This window comes from Blastopirellula marina DSM 3645 (assembly GCF_000153105.1).
GTDB lineage: Bacteria > Planctomycetota > Planctomycetia > Pirellulales > Pirellulaceae > Blastopirellula > Blastopirellula marina.
Genome location: NZ_CH672376.1, coordinates 126,837 through 142,657 on the forward strand (window position 1 = coordinate 126,837; position 15,821 = coordinate 142,657).

13 protein-coding genes are annotated in these 15,821 nt (G+C 57.4%); 9 read left to right on the forward strand and 4 right to left on the reverse strand.

Annotated features, from left to right (window positions below):
• Positions 1-31: 31 nt before the first annotated feature.
• Entirely contained in the window at positions 32-1,120 is a 1,089-nt protein-coding gene (locus tag DSM3645_RS02165) for a PIN/TRAM domain-containing protein (protein ID WP_081444690.1), read from the forward strand.
• Between the two features lie 22 nt (positions 1,121-1,142).
• Here the strand turns inward: DSM3645_RS02165 and DSM3645_RS02170 are convergent, their stop codons facing one another.
• A complete protein-coding gene (locus DSM3645_RS02170) occupies positions 1,143-1,784 on the reverse strand; it encodes a hypothetical protein (protein ID WP_002650359.1) in 642 nt (213 codons plus the stop codon).
• A 416-nt stretch (positions 1,785-2,200) separates the two neighbouring features.
• Here DSM3645_RS02170 and DSM3645_RS02175 point away from each other — a divergent pair, with 416 nt between their 5' ends.
• The 5 genes from DSM3645_RS02175 (at position 2,201) to DSM3645_RS27560 (ending at position 9,939) form a co-directional block, all read left to right on the forward strand.
• Positions 2,201-4,606, forward strand: coding sequence for a right-handed parallel beta-helix repeat-containing protein (locus DSM3645_RS02175; protein WP_131282127.1), 2,406 nt, complete (start codon positions 2,201-2,203; stop codon positions 4,604-4,606).
• 119 nt (positions 4,607-4,725) lie between these two features.
• Positions 4,726-5,508, forward strand: coding sequence for a MerR family transcriptional regulator (locus tag DSM3645_RS02180; protein ID WP_040351540.1), 783 nt, complete (start codon positions 4,726-4,728; stop codon positions 5,506-5,508).
• A 141-nt stretch (positions 5,509-5,649) separates the two neighbouring features.
• Positions 5,650-6,057, forward strand: a complete 408-nt coding sequence (locus DSM3645_RS02185) for a 2Fe-2S iron-sulfur cluster-binding protein (RefSeq protein ID WP_002650363.1) — start codon at positions 5,650-5,652, stop codon at positions 6,055-6,057.
• Positions 6,058-6,074: 17 nt separating this feature from the next.
• Positions 6,075-6,428, forward strand: coding sequence for a P-II family nitrogen regulator (locus tag DSM3645_RS02190; RefSeq protein WP_002650364.1), 354 nt, complete (start codon positions 6,075-6,077; stop codon positions 6,426-6,428).
• Between the two features lie 241 nt (positions 6,429-6,669).
• Entirely contained in the window at positions 6,670-9,939 is a 3,270-nt protein-coding gene (locus DSM3645_RS27560; protein ID WP_002650365.1) for a serine/threonine protein kinase, read from the forward strand.
• A gap of 21 nt (positions 9,940-9,960) precedes the next feature.
• Here the strand turns inward: DSM3645_RS27560 and DSM3645_RS02200 are convergent, their stop codons facing one another.
• Together DSM3645_RS02200 and DSM3645_RS02205 are read right to left on the reverse strand one after the other, a co-directional pair.
• Positions 9,961-10,371, reverse strand: coding sequence for a hypothetical protein (locus DSM3645_RS02200; protein ID WP_002650366.1), 411 nt, complete (start codon positions 10,369-10,371; stop codon positions 9,961-9,963).
• 79 nt (positions 10,372-10,450) lie between these two features.
• Entirely contained in the window at positions 10,451-11,374 is a 924-nt protein-coding gene (locus DSM3645_RS02205; RefSeq protein ID WP_002650367.1) for a DUF1559 domain-containing protein, read from the reverse strand.
• Positions 11,375-11,594: 220 nt separating this feature from the next.
• Between DSM3645_RS02205 and DSM3645_RS30370 the strand changes: the two genes are divergently transcribed.
• The 3 genes from DSM3645_RS30370 to DSM3645_RS02210 all read left to right on the forward strand — a co-directional run bounded on the left by DSM3645_RS30370 (position 11,595) and on the right by DSM3645_RS02210 (position 13,840).
• A complete protein-coding gene (locus DSM3645_RS30370; RefSeq protein ID WP_002650368.1) occupies positions 11,595-11,741 on the forward strand; it encodes a hypothetical protein in 147 nt (48 codons plus the stop codon).
• Positions 11,731-11,907: a hypothetical protein gene (locus DSM3645_RS30375; RefSeq protein ID WP_002650369.1), complete on the forward strand. Its 177-nt coding sequence runs from the start codon at positions 11,731-11,733 to the stop codon at positions 11,905-11,907. The genes DSM3645_RS30370 and DSM3645_RS30375 overlap by 11 nt, the downstream gene beginning before the upstream one ends.
• A gap of 118 nt (positions 11,908-12,025) precedes the next feature.
• Entirely contained in the window at positions 12,026-13,840 is a 1,815-nt protein-coding gene (locus tag DSM3645_RS02210; protein WP_002650370.1) for an AAA family ATPase, read from the forward strand.
• Positions 13,841-14,110: 270 nt separating this feature from the next.
• Here the strand turns inward: DSM3645_RS02210 and DSM3645_RS02215 are convergent, their stop codons facing one another.
• A complete protein-coding gene (locus DSM3645_RS02215; protein WP_040351542.1) occupies positions 14,111-15,802 on the reverse strand; it encodes an FAD-dependent oxidoreductase in 1,692 nt (563 codons plus the stop codon).
• Positions 15,803-15,821 lie beyond the last annotated feature (19 nt).

Genomic DNA, 15,821 nt, shown 5'->3' on the forward strand with positions numbered 1-15,821 from the left:
CTCTGCTGCGCGGCGATAGGCGACGGGCACTATGGCTCTCCTCATACTGCGTTGTATTTTTCTCTTAGTTGCGGCAGGCGTTGGCGTCTCGATCATTACGGTCAATGACTTCGCAAGTACTGCGCGCAACCAGCCGTTTTTCACCTTTACCGGCGTGATGTTGATCGCGATTTTCATCATCGGGATGGACGTCGCGTTCAAACGCAAACGGTACGACACGATCAGCGGCGTTTACTTTGGTCTGTTGGTCGGTCTGTTTTTGACCTACATCCTGGGCTTGGCCATTCAGCCGTTTTTCCCGGCGGACGAAATGGGCGCGACCGGCGGTCCGCAGCGTGCGGTGCAGTTGGTGATCGGCATGGTGCTTTGCTATGCGTGCATTAGCCTGGTGCTGCAAACCAAAGACGACTTCCGCTTCATTGTGCCGTACGTCGAGTTCTCGAAAGACGTCAAAGGTTTGAAGCCCTATATTCTGGATACCAGCGTCGTGATCGACGGCCGCATCGCCGATGTCGTCGAGACGCAGCTCTTTGACAACCAGCTGATCATGCCGCGCTTTGTGCTGGCCGAGCTGCAAGCGATCGCGGACAGCGGCGACAAGCTGAAGCGCAGCCGCGGACGACGCGGGCTCGACATCTTGAATCGTCTCCGCAATCACGAAGCGGTCGACCTGAAGATTCATGATCGCGAGACGCCGGAGATGGACGGACAGCCGGTCGATATGAAACTGGTGCTGCTGGCCAAAAGCATGGAAGGCAAGATCGTCACCGGCGATTACAACCTGAACAAAGTCGCGCGGCTGCATAACGTAGAAGTGATCAATCTGAACGATGTCGCCAACGCGCTGAAGCCGGTCTTCTTGCCGGGCGAACAATTGGTCGTTCGCGTCGTCAAACGGGGCGAAGAAGAGACCCAAGGGGTTGGTTATCTCGACGACGGCACGATGATCGTGATCGAAGGTGGTCGCGACCACATCGGTCAAAGCGTGCAGATCTTGGTGACCAGCGTTTTGCAAACCAGCGCCGGCCGCATGATCTTTGGTCGTTACGAAACGGTGGTCGGCGGCGGCAACGCGCCGGAGACTCCCAATCGTCCGCGACCTGCCGAATCGAAAGCGTAATTCGCTTCGACTCGAACCTGACTCACGCAAGACCCGCTGCTTCCGGCGGGTCTTTTTTCTTGCGCGGCGGTTGATCGTCGCGGCGTCGTTTGCTCGCTTGATCGGCGTAATAGGCGATCGCGGCGCCGATGCCGCCGATCCACAGGATCGACAAAATTTTCATGGTCGCGATATAGCTCACGCGATCAGGCTGTACCGGCAGCACCGCTTTATTAATGCCAAAGTTTTGGACGCGCCTCAGCGGCATTGTCCCCCGATCCAGCACGTTTCCGTCTTTGTCTTTTTTGACATAGTGGACGCGATCCGCCTTATGCGGATCGAGGGAAAAGGTGGTCAGCCCGTCATACTCGGGCAAATATCCATTCAGCAAATGACGCTGAAAGTTGTCGGCGAGCGCCGCAGAGAAAGTCGGAATCGTCCGCACCGATGTCCGGTGCGAATCGTCCCAGTAGTAGGCGCCGAGCGAAGCGATCAAAAAGCCGATGAACAGCGAACGCAGCGATCCGCGGCAGCCGATCGCCAGGCAGGCGGCGACGATCAACAGCGCTGGCCAAAGCAGCTGCAAAGATTCGACCAACATCGGCGCTGGGTAGCGCAGCGCCGTCAAGCTGCCGCAGACGAGTGCGGTGAAGAGGGCGAGCGCACGGAGCGAGAATTGCGGCATGACGTTTCCCTCTGCATTCGAAGTCAGACAACGCTTCGGCGCGTGACATTTTTGATTGTCGCCGATTGCGCTCGCTGATGCGAGCGATTAAATCGCTCAACGCGCGGCGGCGATCAGCACGTCTTCCAGACGCTGACGGAATCCTGGCTCATCCCCCAGCGACTCCCAGCGCAGCCGCTCGGACGACGCAACGTCGTCCATTGAATTGGATGCGCTTCGAGTGTGGCGTCCCTTGGAGTCATCGACTTATTTTAGCCAGCATTCGCTAGCAGCCGATACTGGTAAGTTGCGGCGACTACGCGAACAAAGAAGCATCGAATAGTTTCCATCGATCTTGGCCTGAAGGAACCGCGATAAGTGATTAGTCTGCGAAGTTTAGACCATCGCTTTCGCATACCTTTAGGATCGACTGCATCTTGAGACTCTCCCTCGACCTTTCCTCTTTGACGTATCGCTTGTTAGGCGTGCTGGGAAGCGCATGCGTCGTCATGCTATCACTGACCGCGCCTGCTAGCGCGCAGCAAGCGGGTGACGACATTCAGCCCGGCTTGATCTCTGGTACGTCGACCTTCGCCAGTCCTTACGCCAACGGGCAGGGCGGCGAGTACTTTCCCCGAATATCAGTTCAGCATCGGACCGAAGGGGCTGGTTACGATTATTCGTTCACCGACTTTCGGGCTTGGGTTCCGCTGTACGAATCGTACGACTCCAAATCGCTGACATTCTTTGACGGCGCCTTTTTGCTGGCGAATGATCAAAACGTCGGCATGAACGCGGTGGTCGGTCAGCGGTTCTACTCTGACAATTACGGCCGCACTTTCGGCGGCTATGTCGGCTACGATAATCGCGACACCGGCAATCAGACCGTCGGTCAGGTGGTGACCGGTTTCGAGTCGCTCGGCCGGATCGACTTTCGGGTGAACGGTTATTTTCCGACGACCAGCGATCCCACCATGACGGGCCAGACCGGCTTCTTCGATCCGACTTATGTCGGCTACAACATTCAGCTGTCGCAATTGACGCAGTATGAAGTTGCGATGAAAGGGTTTGACGCCGAAATCGGCGGAGCGCTGCCGCACGTCGGCGACTATCTGCGCGCCTATCTCGGCGCTTACAACTTTCAAGGCTCCGGCTCGCCGCAGGCCTGGGGTTGGAAGACGCGCTTTGAGAGTCACGTGACCGATCGGATGCGTCTCTATCTGACGGTCAGCGATGATCAGGTGTTTGACACCAACGTCGTCTTTGGCGCCGCGTTCTTTTTTCCCGGAAGTTCGGCCCGCCGCGTGCCGCAGTACGACAACTACGTCAACAAGATGGACGAGCCGATCATTCGTAACGAAGCGATCGTCGTCAACAAGACAAATCAATCGTCCATCGTCAACGCGACGAATCCCGTCAGCGGCGCCGATCAGCAGGTGATTCATGTCGATCCCAACGCAGTTGCCGCGGGTGATGGAACGGTAGAAAATCCTTATAACGCACTGCAGCTGGCTCAGGCCGGTTCGCAACCCAACGACATCATCTTCGTCCATCCGCGGGCCGACAACACCGCGACCAACCTGACGCAATCGCTCACCTTGCAAGAGAATCAGCGTTTGCTCGCGTCGACCACGCAGCACATGTTTACGGCGACGCAGGGAACGTTTGATCTGCCGGGTTACGAAGCCGGCAATCGCCCGACGCTTGATTCGCCAGGCGTCGGCGTCACGCTGGCCAACAACAACGAAGTTTCGGGCTTTCGTTTTAGCAATACCGGCGGCGACTCGATCGCCGGCAACGGCATTCAAGGTTTCAATATCAATAACAACCAGTTCGAGCACTTTGGCGCCTTCGGCGAGGCGAGCATTTACATTGAGAACGCCAGCGGAACCGGCGTGATTCGCGACAATACGATCAGCAATCTCGCTTCGGCGGGGGATTCAGGAATATACGTCGAACTGGCGAATACCGCCGACTTGACGATCTCTGGCAACTCGCTGACCCGCACGTTGAGCGCCGGCGGCAATTCTGGTATCGCCGTCGATGTGTTGCCTGGGGTCAACGCGACGGTCAATATCAACGACAACGAACTATCTCAACTGATGGCGTCTTCTGGCTACGGAATCTACCTTGGCTCATCCGGCAACGTCACAGCCAGCATTTCCAACAACCGGGTCTTCCAAGGGCTGAGCGCACTTGTACTTGATTACGGCATATACGCCGATATTGACGCTGGAACAGCGACATTGACCATCGATAACAATCGAATCGGAACCTTCGCCGGTGCGCAAGTGTTGGATGCCGGCATTATTGTCGAAATTGACACGACAGGCGGAACGACGACCTACCTGCGGAACAATACCGTCAGTGACTTCCTCACTGCAGGCGCTTACAATTCGGGAGTTGAATATGTAGCGCAATTCGGCGGAAATCACAATCTGGTGTTGACCGGCAATACCGTCTATCACTCTGGCTTCAATGTCGCTTCGGACGGATTTATCGTCAGTGCCGGAACGGGCGCGACGATCAATGCGAATGTGCAAAACAACGTCGCCAACACCTCCTTCTTGTCCGATGGGATGACATTCAACGCTTCGGGCGCCTCGACGATCAATATGCGGATGCAGAACAACACGCTGTTAGACGATGTCATAATTGCTAGCAACACGTTGTCGAACGTGAACTTCGAAGTCTTCGGTGGCCAGATGGTCCCGGCTGTTCTGACCGGCGCCGATGTCGAAGGGCAAAATACGTTCCTCGGCGGCGGCTCCGCCTTCATCAATACGGCGAGCGGCGGCGCCGCTACGCGTGTCGCCCCCAACAGCTTGCCGATTCCGGAGTAAACTACTGTAGGGCAGGCCTTGGCCTGCCGCGCTGCTCGAGCGACACCGGTTTCGCGATGTCGCTTGAGCGATTCGTCGGCAGGCACGGCCTGCCCTACAACTTGCGAGGGCCTATCGTCATGTTTACAACCACTGAATTCTCCCGCGTCAGCGGACTCTCGGTCGAGATGTTACGACTGCTCGGGACGCAGGAAGTGCTGATTCCGGCAAACCAAGATGATGACGAAGAGCTGGCCGCTTACGACGAAACGCAGCTGCCGGTCGCCAGGGCGATTTATCATCTGGGCAAGATCCAGGTGCCGCTCGAAAGAATGAAGTCGCTGCTGGCCCAGAACTCTGGCAAGATCGACATCGCGACGCTCCTGACTCAGCAAGAACGCAAACCGCTGCCAGCGAAGAAAATCAAAACGATCGTCGCTCAAGAGGCGGCGATTGAAGCGATGGTGTCGCAAAACGATAGTGACATCCACGAAAGCAAAGTCGACCGACTGCTGATCGCCGGCATCCGGATGCAGGGGAAGTACGTCGACTGCGGCAAAGCGTACGGCAAGATCGGCTGGCAATATGGACGCTTGCTGAGCGGCCCGGCGATGATGCTGCACTACGACAAAGAGTACAAAGAAACCGACGCCGATTTCGAGGCCTGCTTTCCGATTCGCAAGGGGGAATCGAAAAAGGGGATCGAGGTTCACGAGCTGCAGGGAGGGCGCCTTGTCTCGCTGCTGCACAGCGGCCCTTACGAGACGCTGGCCGGGTCGTACGCCCGACTGCTCCGATACGTCCGGGCGCGGCATCCGGGCTATCTGTTGCCGACGCGTGAGACCTACGTCAAGGGACCCGGCTGGCTCTTTAAGGGCGACCCCGAAAAGTATTTGACCGAGCTCCAGATTTTGGTGGCGTAGAAAACGCCCCAGTCCAAGGACCTGTGGCGACAGCGAGGGAAAAATCGCCAAAAACTTCTACTTAACGCGCGTCTCGGTCGATGTTATCTTGAGAGGATTCGGAAGCGGCATTCTTCTCACCTCCAAACCGTCGCAATCGCCATGCCTATTGTTAAGTTCGTCAAAGAGAAGAAAGAGGTCGAAGTCCCCGAGGGCTCCAATCTCCGCCAAGTGGCGATCCAAGCTGGGGTTAACGTCCACCAAGGGGTGAACGGCATCGGCGCCGGCGTCAACAAGGTTCTCAATTGCCATGGTTTGGGGCAATGCGGCACTTGTCGCGTTTTGATCACGCAGGGGATTGAAAACGCCAGCCCCATGCGCATGATGGAGAAAGTGAAATTTACGGTTCCCGTCGGGCCGTATCTGCCGATTCCCGATCCGATCGCTTGTCTCGCCTATATCGGCAACGAAGAGACGATGCGGCTTTCGTGTCAAACCAAAGTGCTGGGAGACATGGAAGTCCAAACGGGTCCCGAGTTGAATCTCTTCGGCGAAAATTTCTTCAGCTAACTTCGCCGAGTCTGAGCGTGAAACAAGTCATCGCTATCGTAAAGCCCTATCTGGCCGAAAAGGTCCTGGAAGAGTTGAGCCGCGCGCCGATCGAAGCGCTCAACGTTCGCGAAGTGAAAGGCTTCGGCCGACAGAAGAGCTATCTCGACGAATACAGCGACAGCGAATATGGCCAAACCTTCTTGCCCAAGGTCGAGATCACGATCTGGTTAGACGATTACCGCGCCGAAGAAACGATCCGCCGCATCGTGCAGGTCGCTCGCAGCGGACGCATGGGAGACGGCAAGATCTTCGTCCTCCCGGCCATGAGCGCCGGTGAAGCGATCGACATCGCCGCCGCGCCGGTTTCGACCGGCAAGAAGAAAAAGTAGGGCGAAGAAGCGTCGCTTCGCTTGGGGGGCGGCGCGCCCGATTGCTGCGGGAAAAGTCAGGAATTCTTGTCCAGTCGACCCACCCAATCTCGCATTCTTCCTTTGGGTAATGCGTGATTACCACAAGCGGGCGGGTTATAATCGGCCTTGTCCCAGAAGTTGGCTCCCTTTTGCGTAAAGTCATGCGGAACGCCTGGCGGCGGGCCGTGCTGACGCCGGTTACGCGCCCGAGGATCGAATTATGACGCTCGACGACCGCGTCTTGGACTTACTGGCGAAGTGGGAAGATACCGTCCACGGCGGCGACCAGATCGACCTCACCATGCTGGCCGGCGGCGACACCCTCTTGGCGGCCGATTTGCAACGGCATGTCGTCGCGCTCCAAAAGCTCGTCTGGCTCGATCAGGCGGAGCCGGAGAGCGAGGAATTGCACCTGCCGTCATCCACTGCGCTGAGAATCGCGTTATTGCTTCCAGACGATCTTCCCTTAGAAACGCTGCAAGCGAATCTAACCAAAGCCGAGATTCTTACTCCCGACCAGTTGGCGCAGTTGCCGCGCGTAAAAAACGCCTATCAACTGTCGGAATTTCTCCTAGAGTCCGAACTGCTGACGCGATTTCAATTGCGCTCGGTCGCGAATGGTCGCACGCGCGGTTTAAAGCTGGGCCGCTACGTGATTCTCGACAAGATCGGCTCAGGGGGAATGGGCCAGGTCTACAAGGCTCGGCACAACAAGATGGATCGCAACGTGGCGTTGAAGGTGTTGCCCCCCGAGATGCTGGGCAGGACGAACGGGATCGAGCGATTCAATCAAGAGGTGCAACTCGCCGCGCAATTGCGGCACGTCAACATCGTCGAAGCGTTCGACGCCGACGAAGCGGAAGGGCTCCATTTTTTCGTGATGGAGTTTGTGGACGGCCACGATCTGAGTTCCGTCGTCCGTCGCCAAGGACCGCTGCCGGTGGCCCAAGCAGTCGACTATATGATGCAAGCGGCGCGCGGATTAGCGTACGCCCACCGCATGGGGCTGATCCATCGCGACATCAAGCCGGCCAATCTGCTGCTCAATCCAGTAGGCGTGGTGAAGATTCTCGACATGGGAATCGCGCGGATGCAGACCGACGCCAATCAGTCGGGGCTGACTCAAAACGGCGCGATCATGGGGACGATCGATTTCATGGCGCCCGAACAAGCGATCGACGCCAAGACGGTGACGCCGCAAGCCGATCTTTACAGTCTTGGTTGTTCGCTTTGTTACCTGCTGACAGGGCGTCCGCCGTTTGGCGGCGAGTCGTTGATGGTCAAGTTGCTCGGTCATCGCGAGCAGGCGCCTTTGAGCCTCATCGCGGCGCGCAGCGACGTGCCGCCGGAGTTGGAAGCGATCTATCAGAAATGTCTGGCGAAGCTGCCGGCCGATCGATATCCGAGCGCCGGCGATCTGCTCGCGGATTTAGAAAAGGTCCCTTTGTCACAAAACGCGTCGCCAGGGCCGATCGCGCTGGGCGAACCGCAGCAGGAAATCGACACGTCGCCGACCACTCACTTTGCAACGCAAGCGCAGTTGATCAACCGGCAGCTGCCGGCAGTGGTTGTGGAGGCCGGTTCCTCGCGCGGCAAGCGAACTCGCCCAAAACGAGGAGTCCCTTTTTTCGGCGGCGCGATCGGCGTCGGTCTGCTGCTATGCGGACTGCTCTACTATGGCGCAGGGCTGCTGTTCAAGATCTCTACTCCCGACGGGGCGCTCGTCGTCGAAGTGGACGGAGACGATTTCGTCGCGCATCTCCGTGACCACGATCTGCAACTGGTCAATCAAAAAACGCAAGAGACGACGACGATCCAGTTACGTCGAACCGAGCAAACAAAACCGCTGCCGCCGGGCCAATACATGTTCGCGTTAGAAACGAGCAGCGGCCTGAAAACCAACGTCCGCGAACTCACCATCTCCAGCGGGATTGAATCAAAGGTTCACGTCTATTGGGAGAAATCAGCCGAAGCCGTCACCGTTTCGTCCACTCCGACAGACGCGGTTGCGGCGGCGCCTGTCGTCGCCAAAGCCGCTGCTGCAAGCATGTCGGCTGGTCCGGTCGCCAGCGACAAACCGACATCATCCCCGCCGCATGACTACGATGCGTTTGCGACCGGCAAATGGGTTTCGTTGTTGACCAATCAAGCAGAATTTGATCGTTGGGTTGCGGCGCGCGATAAGCCGCCGTCTGCCGGAGAACTCGTTGCGTTCGACAACGGCGTCGTGACGCTTCGCAATGCGACGGATCTTTTGTTTCCTCCGGTCCGCGCCAAAAATTTTCTCTTTCGAGCGCGACTGAAATATGAGAGTGGACTCAACATTTGTTTGAAAGTTCGTCAGTCCAATCCGACCTACTCCGCGTGGTGGAATTTCGGCGGCCGACACTTTGGGATCGGATATTCTCCGGTCGGCGCGCGGTGGAAGGATCTTTTGACCGCGCATACTCGTGACAACCCTCGTCCCTTCTCAGAGATCGCAATCGCCGGTATCGGTCGCAAATTTATTTTGTATGTCGATGGAAAAGAACTGTTTGAAGTCGATCGAGAGGATGACCCGACAGACCAGCTAAGCGTCGGCTTGGGAACGGCGAGAAATAGCGCAGGACAATACAAAGACATCCAACTGATGGTGCTCGACGACGACGTTGTCAAACCGGCGTCTCCCTATCTGCAAGATCCGGACTACCTGGCCGCCAAGTATGCGCTGTCGGTCGGAGGGACGGTTCAGGCCAACAGCGGCCCCTATGTATCGAACCTACAACAACTTCAATCGCCGCCGTTTGCGCTGACCTCGGTTAGCTTCATCAACAATAAGCAAGTGACCGACGACGGGCTCGCGATATTTGAAAACTGCACAGCGGTCGAAAGGCTGACGATGCATGGGATTGCGAACCTGACAGGCCGCGGCCTGGCGTACTTCCGCAACTGCCGCAGTCTGCGTTATATCAACTGCAACGAGTCTCCCCGAGCCGGATCCGGCCTCGCTCAGTTTGCCGATTGTAAGCAATTATCGGGACTTCAATTATGGCATGTAACGCTCACGCTTCCCGACTTGCTTCCCTTGGCCGATCGTAAGTTGAAAGACATCAATCTCGGGGGAACCGCCGTCACCGATGATTGGCTGCTGCGATTCACCAACGTCGCTGACCTGGATTTTTTCAATGTGCGCTACACCAATGTCAGCGACAAAGGGCTCGCCCATTTTCAGGATTGCAAAAAGATAAAATATCTCTCTATCGGCAGAACGCGCGTCACCGACGCAGGACTCGCCTACTTTCGCGAGTGCCGCGAGATGAATCACGTGATCATCGCCGAAACGGTCATTTCAGACGCGAGTATCGATGTTCTTAAGAATTTCAAAAACTTGAAAGGGATCGAACTCGAGAAGACGAAGATCACCGCAGCCGGCGTCAACCAGCTTCACCAGGCGCTCCCGCAGTGCAAGATTGTGTGGGACGGCGGAACCATGGAGCCGGTCAAACCGTAGCCCGTGAGAGCGGCCTGCGACTTATTTCTGCTTGGCGTTGCTCTTCGGCACGTCAAAGTCGATGGTGTCGCTCGACTGCGGCAGGTCGTGATGAAATTGATAAGCGGGGAAGAGAGGCATTCCGTCCGGATTATCTCTTGTGGCGACCGCGTCAAAGCCTTCGATTCGCACGACATGCGGACCGCTGGCGACGCCTAGCGACTCACGCGTGTCATATTCGCCGTTGCGAATCACCGCCAGGCTGCCGGGGCCTGAATTGCCTGCCTGGGTATCTGGCGCGAACATAATGGTTCCCGCCGGAACCGGCTGTCCGTCGTAGGTAACCTTCCCCGAGAGATGAGGCATCGAAGTCGACCCGCCGCAGCCGGCCAACATTATCGCCGCGGTCCATAGCGTCGACGCGCGACAAATTTGCAATAGTTGAGTATTCATAAGACGATTCAGCCGGCAAAAAGAAAGAGAGCTTCCACCGCATCGGTAGCCGCACACGACGGAGGGCAATTGTCGCTCGTTACGGCGCGTATCCGCCGACCGGCAGCCCATCTTGCCGTTTGCTCATTTGTTGGTAAATAGCCAGATCGATCGTCTCTGGCAAGAAGTGGACCGAACCGTCGCCGAACAAGAAGTGACAGCCGCCTGGATGATAGCTGCCGAACAGCTTGGTCATGATGTGCAGCGTGTCGTTCTTCAACCCGACGCGCGGGTCGGAATTGATCTGCTGAAATGCGGCCGCGACTCCGAATGGCAAGCCAAACGCGGCGTTGATTCGCGTTCCTGACGCCCAACTGCTGTAAATCCCATCGGCGCGACTCTCCGGAGTCAGGCAGTATTTCGATTCGCCCACGGCAAAAGTGTTGGACGTGCCGTCGGTCATGTCGCGGAACTTGGTCTTGGAATTGAAAAACAAGATGCCGTTGTCATAGAACAGGCGCCCGCCAGAGTTATTGGCGCAACTTTGCTCGGCCGTCGGGCCTCCTCCTTGCACGCCAAAATAGCTCAGAGTCGGCCAGTCGCTGCGACTACCGGGATCGGACGGGCATTGATAGGCCGCATTGGCCAGTTTGAACTGCGCTTCATTCGCGGCAGCGGCGCCAGTGTCCGAAGTGGGAACAAATGCTCCATTCAGGTCGAACAGATCAAAGCGATTCCCCTGTTCCAAAAATGGCAAAATCGCGACCGTCCACGGTTCGCGAGCGTCGCCATTTTCGCCGGTCGAACCGCACCAGGTCGAGCTCGAAAAATTGGGCGTATTGGTGTTTCGCACGCCTGCGGGGAATTGCCCATAGGTGTCATGGTGATTGTGCAGCGCCAAGCCGATCTGTTTCAGCTTGTTCGTGCAGGACATCCGCCGCGCCGCTTCGCGCGCTTGTTGCACCGCCGGCAACAGCAGCGCAATAAGCACGCCGATAATGGCGATGACGACCAAGAGTTCCACCAAGGTGAACCCTCGGCGTGAGGAAGAGACCGGAGATGGATGGAATTGCATACGTACACCACAGGAATTTGGGAGAATTAATACTAAATTAGCCCAACTTCTGGCAACCTCCTAGAGACGCACCCTCGAAAGTTGATGAAATATGTGGACTTTAGGCCGAATCTCCATTTTTAAAGGGGGACAAAGGTAAAAAGAGGACCATTTCCGCCGAGGAAGTGGGATGCCTCTCCTCTGGATCGCTGCGCCACCCGCAGCGCTGCGGCGGCGTCCCGGCGAACAGCCGGTCGTGATCGAACGTCATCCAAAATGCCCAGGCCGCGGTTACATGCTCGGTTTGTCGCTGGTCGACCGCCGCATTGGCCGCTGAACTGTCGCGCGCCGAAGCGACCCGTTTCGATTATGCGTTGTCGCGTTACGAACGTCGCCAACGTCAGCGCGTCGAACGAGGCCAGGCCAACTCGCCGACGCGGGCCTTTGCCCGCGAATGGATGATGTCGCAGACAAGACTTGACAAAGTCTTAGAACTTCGTTAGGATTTCTTCTGTAGCGTGTCGGCAAATGCGGAGCCATTATTTTCCGTTCTGCGGAGCGGTCGCTGGATGCGCGTGTGGGCTGTATCTACTTCTCTACGCTCGAAATGGGGGAACTCACATGGGAGCCAAGCGACTTCAGCAGCGGCGGAAGCGATTGCGAAGCAGGCGCACGGCGATACGCGGCAGTTCGCCGCTGGTCGCTTGTTTGCAAAGCAAACCCTATCGCGATCTTCAAGCCGTCATTTCGCAATTGCAGTCCGAAGGAAAGCCGTTCGGCGACGTCCCGCTGTTGATTGCGCGGATGTCTGACGCCGGATATCCCGCTGAGCAGACGATCTCCATGGTCCAAAAAATCATGGACGACGACGCTGCTGAGACCGACGCCAACCGCGATCCGGCGATCTTCGCGCAGCCGCATCCGACCGAGGACGCGTTCGCCGAGACTGCCGGCGATGAGACGCCAAGCGACTGCTCGTTTCGAGAGTTGACCACCGCACAACTTCTCCGCGAGCAACAGCCGCTTCAGTGGCTAATCCCCAACATTCTGATGCGAAACGAACCGGCGGTGATCGTTGGCCCCAGCAAAGGGATGAAAACATCGCTCGCGGTCGACTTGTGCGGTGCGCTGGCGAGCGGCGGCAAGTTTCTGGGGCAGTTCGCCGCCGAACGTCCGTTTCGCGTCGGGTTCATCAGCGGCGAAGCAGGGCGACAGACGCTGATCGATCTTGCGCGGCGCTGGAGCGATGCGTCTGGCGTCGATACCGACAAGCTGCCGAATTTCGTTTGGGCGCTGACGATGAAAGGCGCCGCCGATCCGGCGAGCCTGGGGGAGTTGCGCGACTGGATTTTGCGCCATCAACTGGAAACGGTGTTGATCGATCCGCTGCAATTGACGGCGACCCGTGGAGTCGCTCAAGCGCAGCAGCTTTGCGAGTTGGTCCGCTGCTGTTTGGAGGCGGGCGCAACGCCGATTGTCTGTTGTCCGGCGCGGAAGTCGCTTCCCTTGCGCGCGATGACTGTGAACGACATCCCCAATGCCGGCACGGATTTCGCGCGGCAATGGTTATTGGTGAACCGCCGCCTACAGTATGAACCCGGCAGCGGTCGGCATCAGCTTTGGCTGACGGTCGGCGGCAACGCCGGCCACGGCGGAGAGTGGGGCGTTGATATCGACGAAGGTCGCCTGGAAGACGCCGGCGGCCGCAAGTGGAACGTCTCGCTTCACGCCGTCGAGTCGCTGCAAGAAGAAGCGCCGGAGCTCGAGGCCCGCTCGCTTGAGCAACGGCTGCGCGCCAAAATCCGCGTCGCGATCCACCGCTTAGATCCCGATCAGGCGAGCAAATCCAAAATTCGCGAGCAAAGCGGAATCAGCGGAACCAAGTTCGGCCCGGCCTGGGATCGAATGATCGCCGCCGGCGAAATCGCCATGACGACGCACGATCCAGAACAACAAAGCCGGAGCTATCCCAGGTACCGCCTCACCAACCAACCAGCGCCGCCAGAAACAAAGAGTCCGGTCTCGTCCCACGATCCAGTCCCGTCCCACGATCCAGTCCCGTCCCACGATCCAGTCCCGTCCCACGATCCAGTCCCGTCCCACGATCCAGTCCCGTCCCACGATCCAGTCCCGTCCCACGATCCAGTCCCGTCCCACGATCCAGTCCTGTCCCACGATCCAGTCCTGTCCCACGATCCAGTCCTGTCCCACGATCCAGTCCTGTCCCACGATCCAGTCTCGTCCCACGATCCAGTCCCGTCCCACGATCCAGTCCCGTCCCACGATCCAGTCCTGTCCCACGATCCAGTCCTGTCCCACGATCCAGTCCCGTCCAACGATCCAGTCTCGTCCAAGCCTCCCAAGGTAAGGAGCCGCCGCGAGCGGAATCGGCGCCTAGCCCGCAGCAAAAAGAAACGTCGCGTCCCGATTCGGTAACACCGGCGTACTTGCTCTTACGGCATCTTCACCGCAAGAGCAAGGGTTAGAAACTGCGCACAGGCAATCGATCGGTTCTCTGAACGTTGGCAACGCCAATGCGTCGAGCGGGTCCAGGCCAGTTTGCGGATGCTGGCCCGGATGATGTTCATCAATTCGCCGCCGTTGGCCTTTGCTCGCGACCAAGTGATGCCGTTTTACTCAGCCGACGAAATGATCAGAGCGGATGGAAACGTGGAAAGTACGTAAGCTGCAACGAGACGCGCTCTCTTATTTTACGGCGTCCCATTGGAGGACCTGCTGTCCCTGTTTCAGCTGGGCGGAAAGCTCCTCGTAGGGAACTTGCTGCACGGGAATATTCATGTCGATCGACATCGCCGCCGCGACGGCCGCCGATTGTCCCAGCACCATGAACACAGGCTCCATCCGGATCGAACCGTAGGCAATGTGCGACGAACTCACGCAGACAGGCACAAGCAGATTCTCGCATTCCGCTGCTCGGGGAGTAATCGCACCATAGTCAATCGAGTAGGGAGACTTTACGCCGACTTCCACATCTCCCTCATTTTGGACATATCCTTCCGCAGTCACGTATCTTTGAACATGATGTGAATCCATTCCATAGGCAGCCAGTCCGATGGATTTGTCGGCGACCGTTTCACCCACGCAATGGTGTTGCGTCATGACATAATCGCCGATCATCCGGCGCGCTTCGCGGACGTAAAGCTGCTCTTGCCAGCCATTGCCCGCCTGAAATTCGTCGCGGCACATTCCCCAACGCGAAACCTCTGCTCGAATTTCCTCCGGCATGCGCGGATGATAGGCCAGCGTCCACATCAGACCTTGTTGGTAAGATCGATGACGGTCGATGATCAATTCCCGTTCGGAGTCACTGGCTTCAGGATAGTCATAATTCTGGCCAATGAAGTCCGTTGAAAATCCTAGTCGATTATTGGTGTCCGTTTTTCGATTGGGCATGCCTGAATTGATCCAAGGCAATCCTCGCTCGCCTGCTTCATAATTTCGTAGCAGCAGTTCATATAGTGCAGGGTTGTAATCATCCGGCTTAGCGAACGGAATGCGATTGTTGGGATGATCGGTCAGGCACATGCGAAAGCAGTATGCCTGGATGCGGCGATCGGCCGAACCTTCATCGCCTGGGCCATGGGGATCAATCCCAGGCAGTAGCCCACTGTCTGGTCTGCCTGGCACGATGTAGGGATCGACTTTGGGTTGGAAAATGTGAAAGTGGGCCTGGCGAGTTTGCACGCCGTTTAACGTTTCGCCGTAAGCAGCATTCGCTTCTCGTCCGGTGGCGTAGGAAACGCCAGCCCCCGCCATCAGATCGCCTTCATAGGTAGCATCGATGAAAACCTTTCCGCGGTAGATGTCACCATGGAGCAATTTGATCGCCACAATTTTGTGACCTGAGGTCATAACCCCTTGAACTTCGGGCTTTCCGGCAGTGATTGGCGTTCGATCTAGTTTTGCCTGATAGACGACAGGAATCTGTTGCCGGTCCACGAAGGCCTGCATGATCTGGAGCGCGGCCGAGGGTTCAAAGCCCCACATCGCCTCTTGGCGGCTGACCTTGAGATCGTCGAATCGCTTGTTAGCGAAACTGGGAGCGGTTTGGAACTTCCAGTGATCCGCGTCGCTGTAGTAATCGCGCACCGCAACATAGAACTCACGGGCTAGACCGCCGATCGCGGCTTTGTTGCCGATGTCGGTCGCTCCTAATCCGCCGGTGGTCAAGCCGCCGATTCGCGTACTAGGCTCAAGCACGACAACGCTCTTTCCCAGGCGTTTCGCTTGTACGGCCGCCATAATTCCTGCAGACGTTCCTCCATAGATGACAACGTCGAACTGCGCGTCGGTCTTGTTGGTCTGAGCCGGAAGCTGTCCATAGATCCCCAAGACCAGAAGTAAGCAGAGTGCGCAGTGAAGCTGGCGAATAAGCATTTGGCGATACCTTCGAGGT

Excerpts from the sequence above, each read along its gene's own strand:
- DSM3645_RS02165 (WP_081444690.1), top strand. The coding sequence starts at position 32 with ATGGCTCTCCTCATACTGCGTTGTATTTTTCTCTTAGTTGCGGCAGGC.
- DSM3645_RS02170 (WP_002650359.1), bottom strand. The coding sequence starts at position 1,784 with ATGCCGCAATTCTCGCTCCGTGCGCTCGCCCTCTTCACCGCACTCGTC.
- DSM3645_RS02180 (WP_040351540.1), top strand. The coding sequence starts at position 4,726 with ATGTTTACAACCACTGAATTCTCCCGCGTCAGCGGACTCTCGGTCGAG.
- DSM3645_RS02185 (WP_002650363.1), top strand. The coding sequence starts at position 5,650 with ATGCCTATTGTTAAGTTCGTCAAAGAGAAGAAAGAGGTCGAAGTCCCC.
- DSM3645_RS27560 (WP_002650365.1), top strand. The coding sequence starts at position 6,670 with ATGACGCTCGACGACCGCGTCTTGGACTTACTGGCGAAGTGGGAAGAT.
- DSM3645_RS02200 (WP_002650366.1), bottom strand. The coding sequence starts at position 10,371 with ATGAATACTCAACTATTGCAAATTTGTCGCGCGTCGACGCTATGGACC.
- DSM3645_RS30370 (WP_002650368.1), top strand. The coding sequence starts at position 11,595 with ATGCCTCTCCTCTGGATCGCTGCGCCACCCGCAGCGCTGCGGCGGCGT.
- DSM3645_RS02210 (WP_002650370.1), top strand. The coding sequence starts at position 12,026 with ATGGGAGCCAAGCGACTTCAGCAGCGGCGGAAGCGATTGCGAAGCAGG.
- DSM3645_RS02215 (WP_040351542.1), bottom strand. The coding sequence starts at position 15,802 with ATGCTTATTCGCCAGCTTCACTGCGCACTCTGCTTACTTCTGGTCTTG.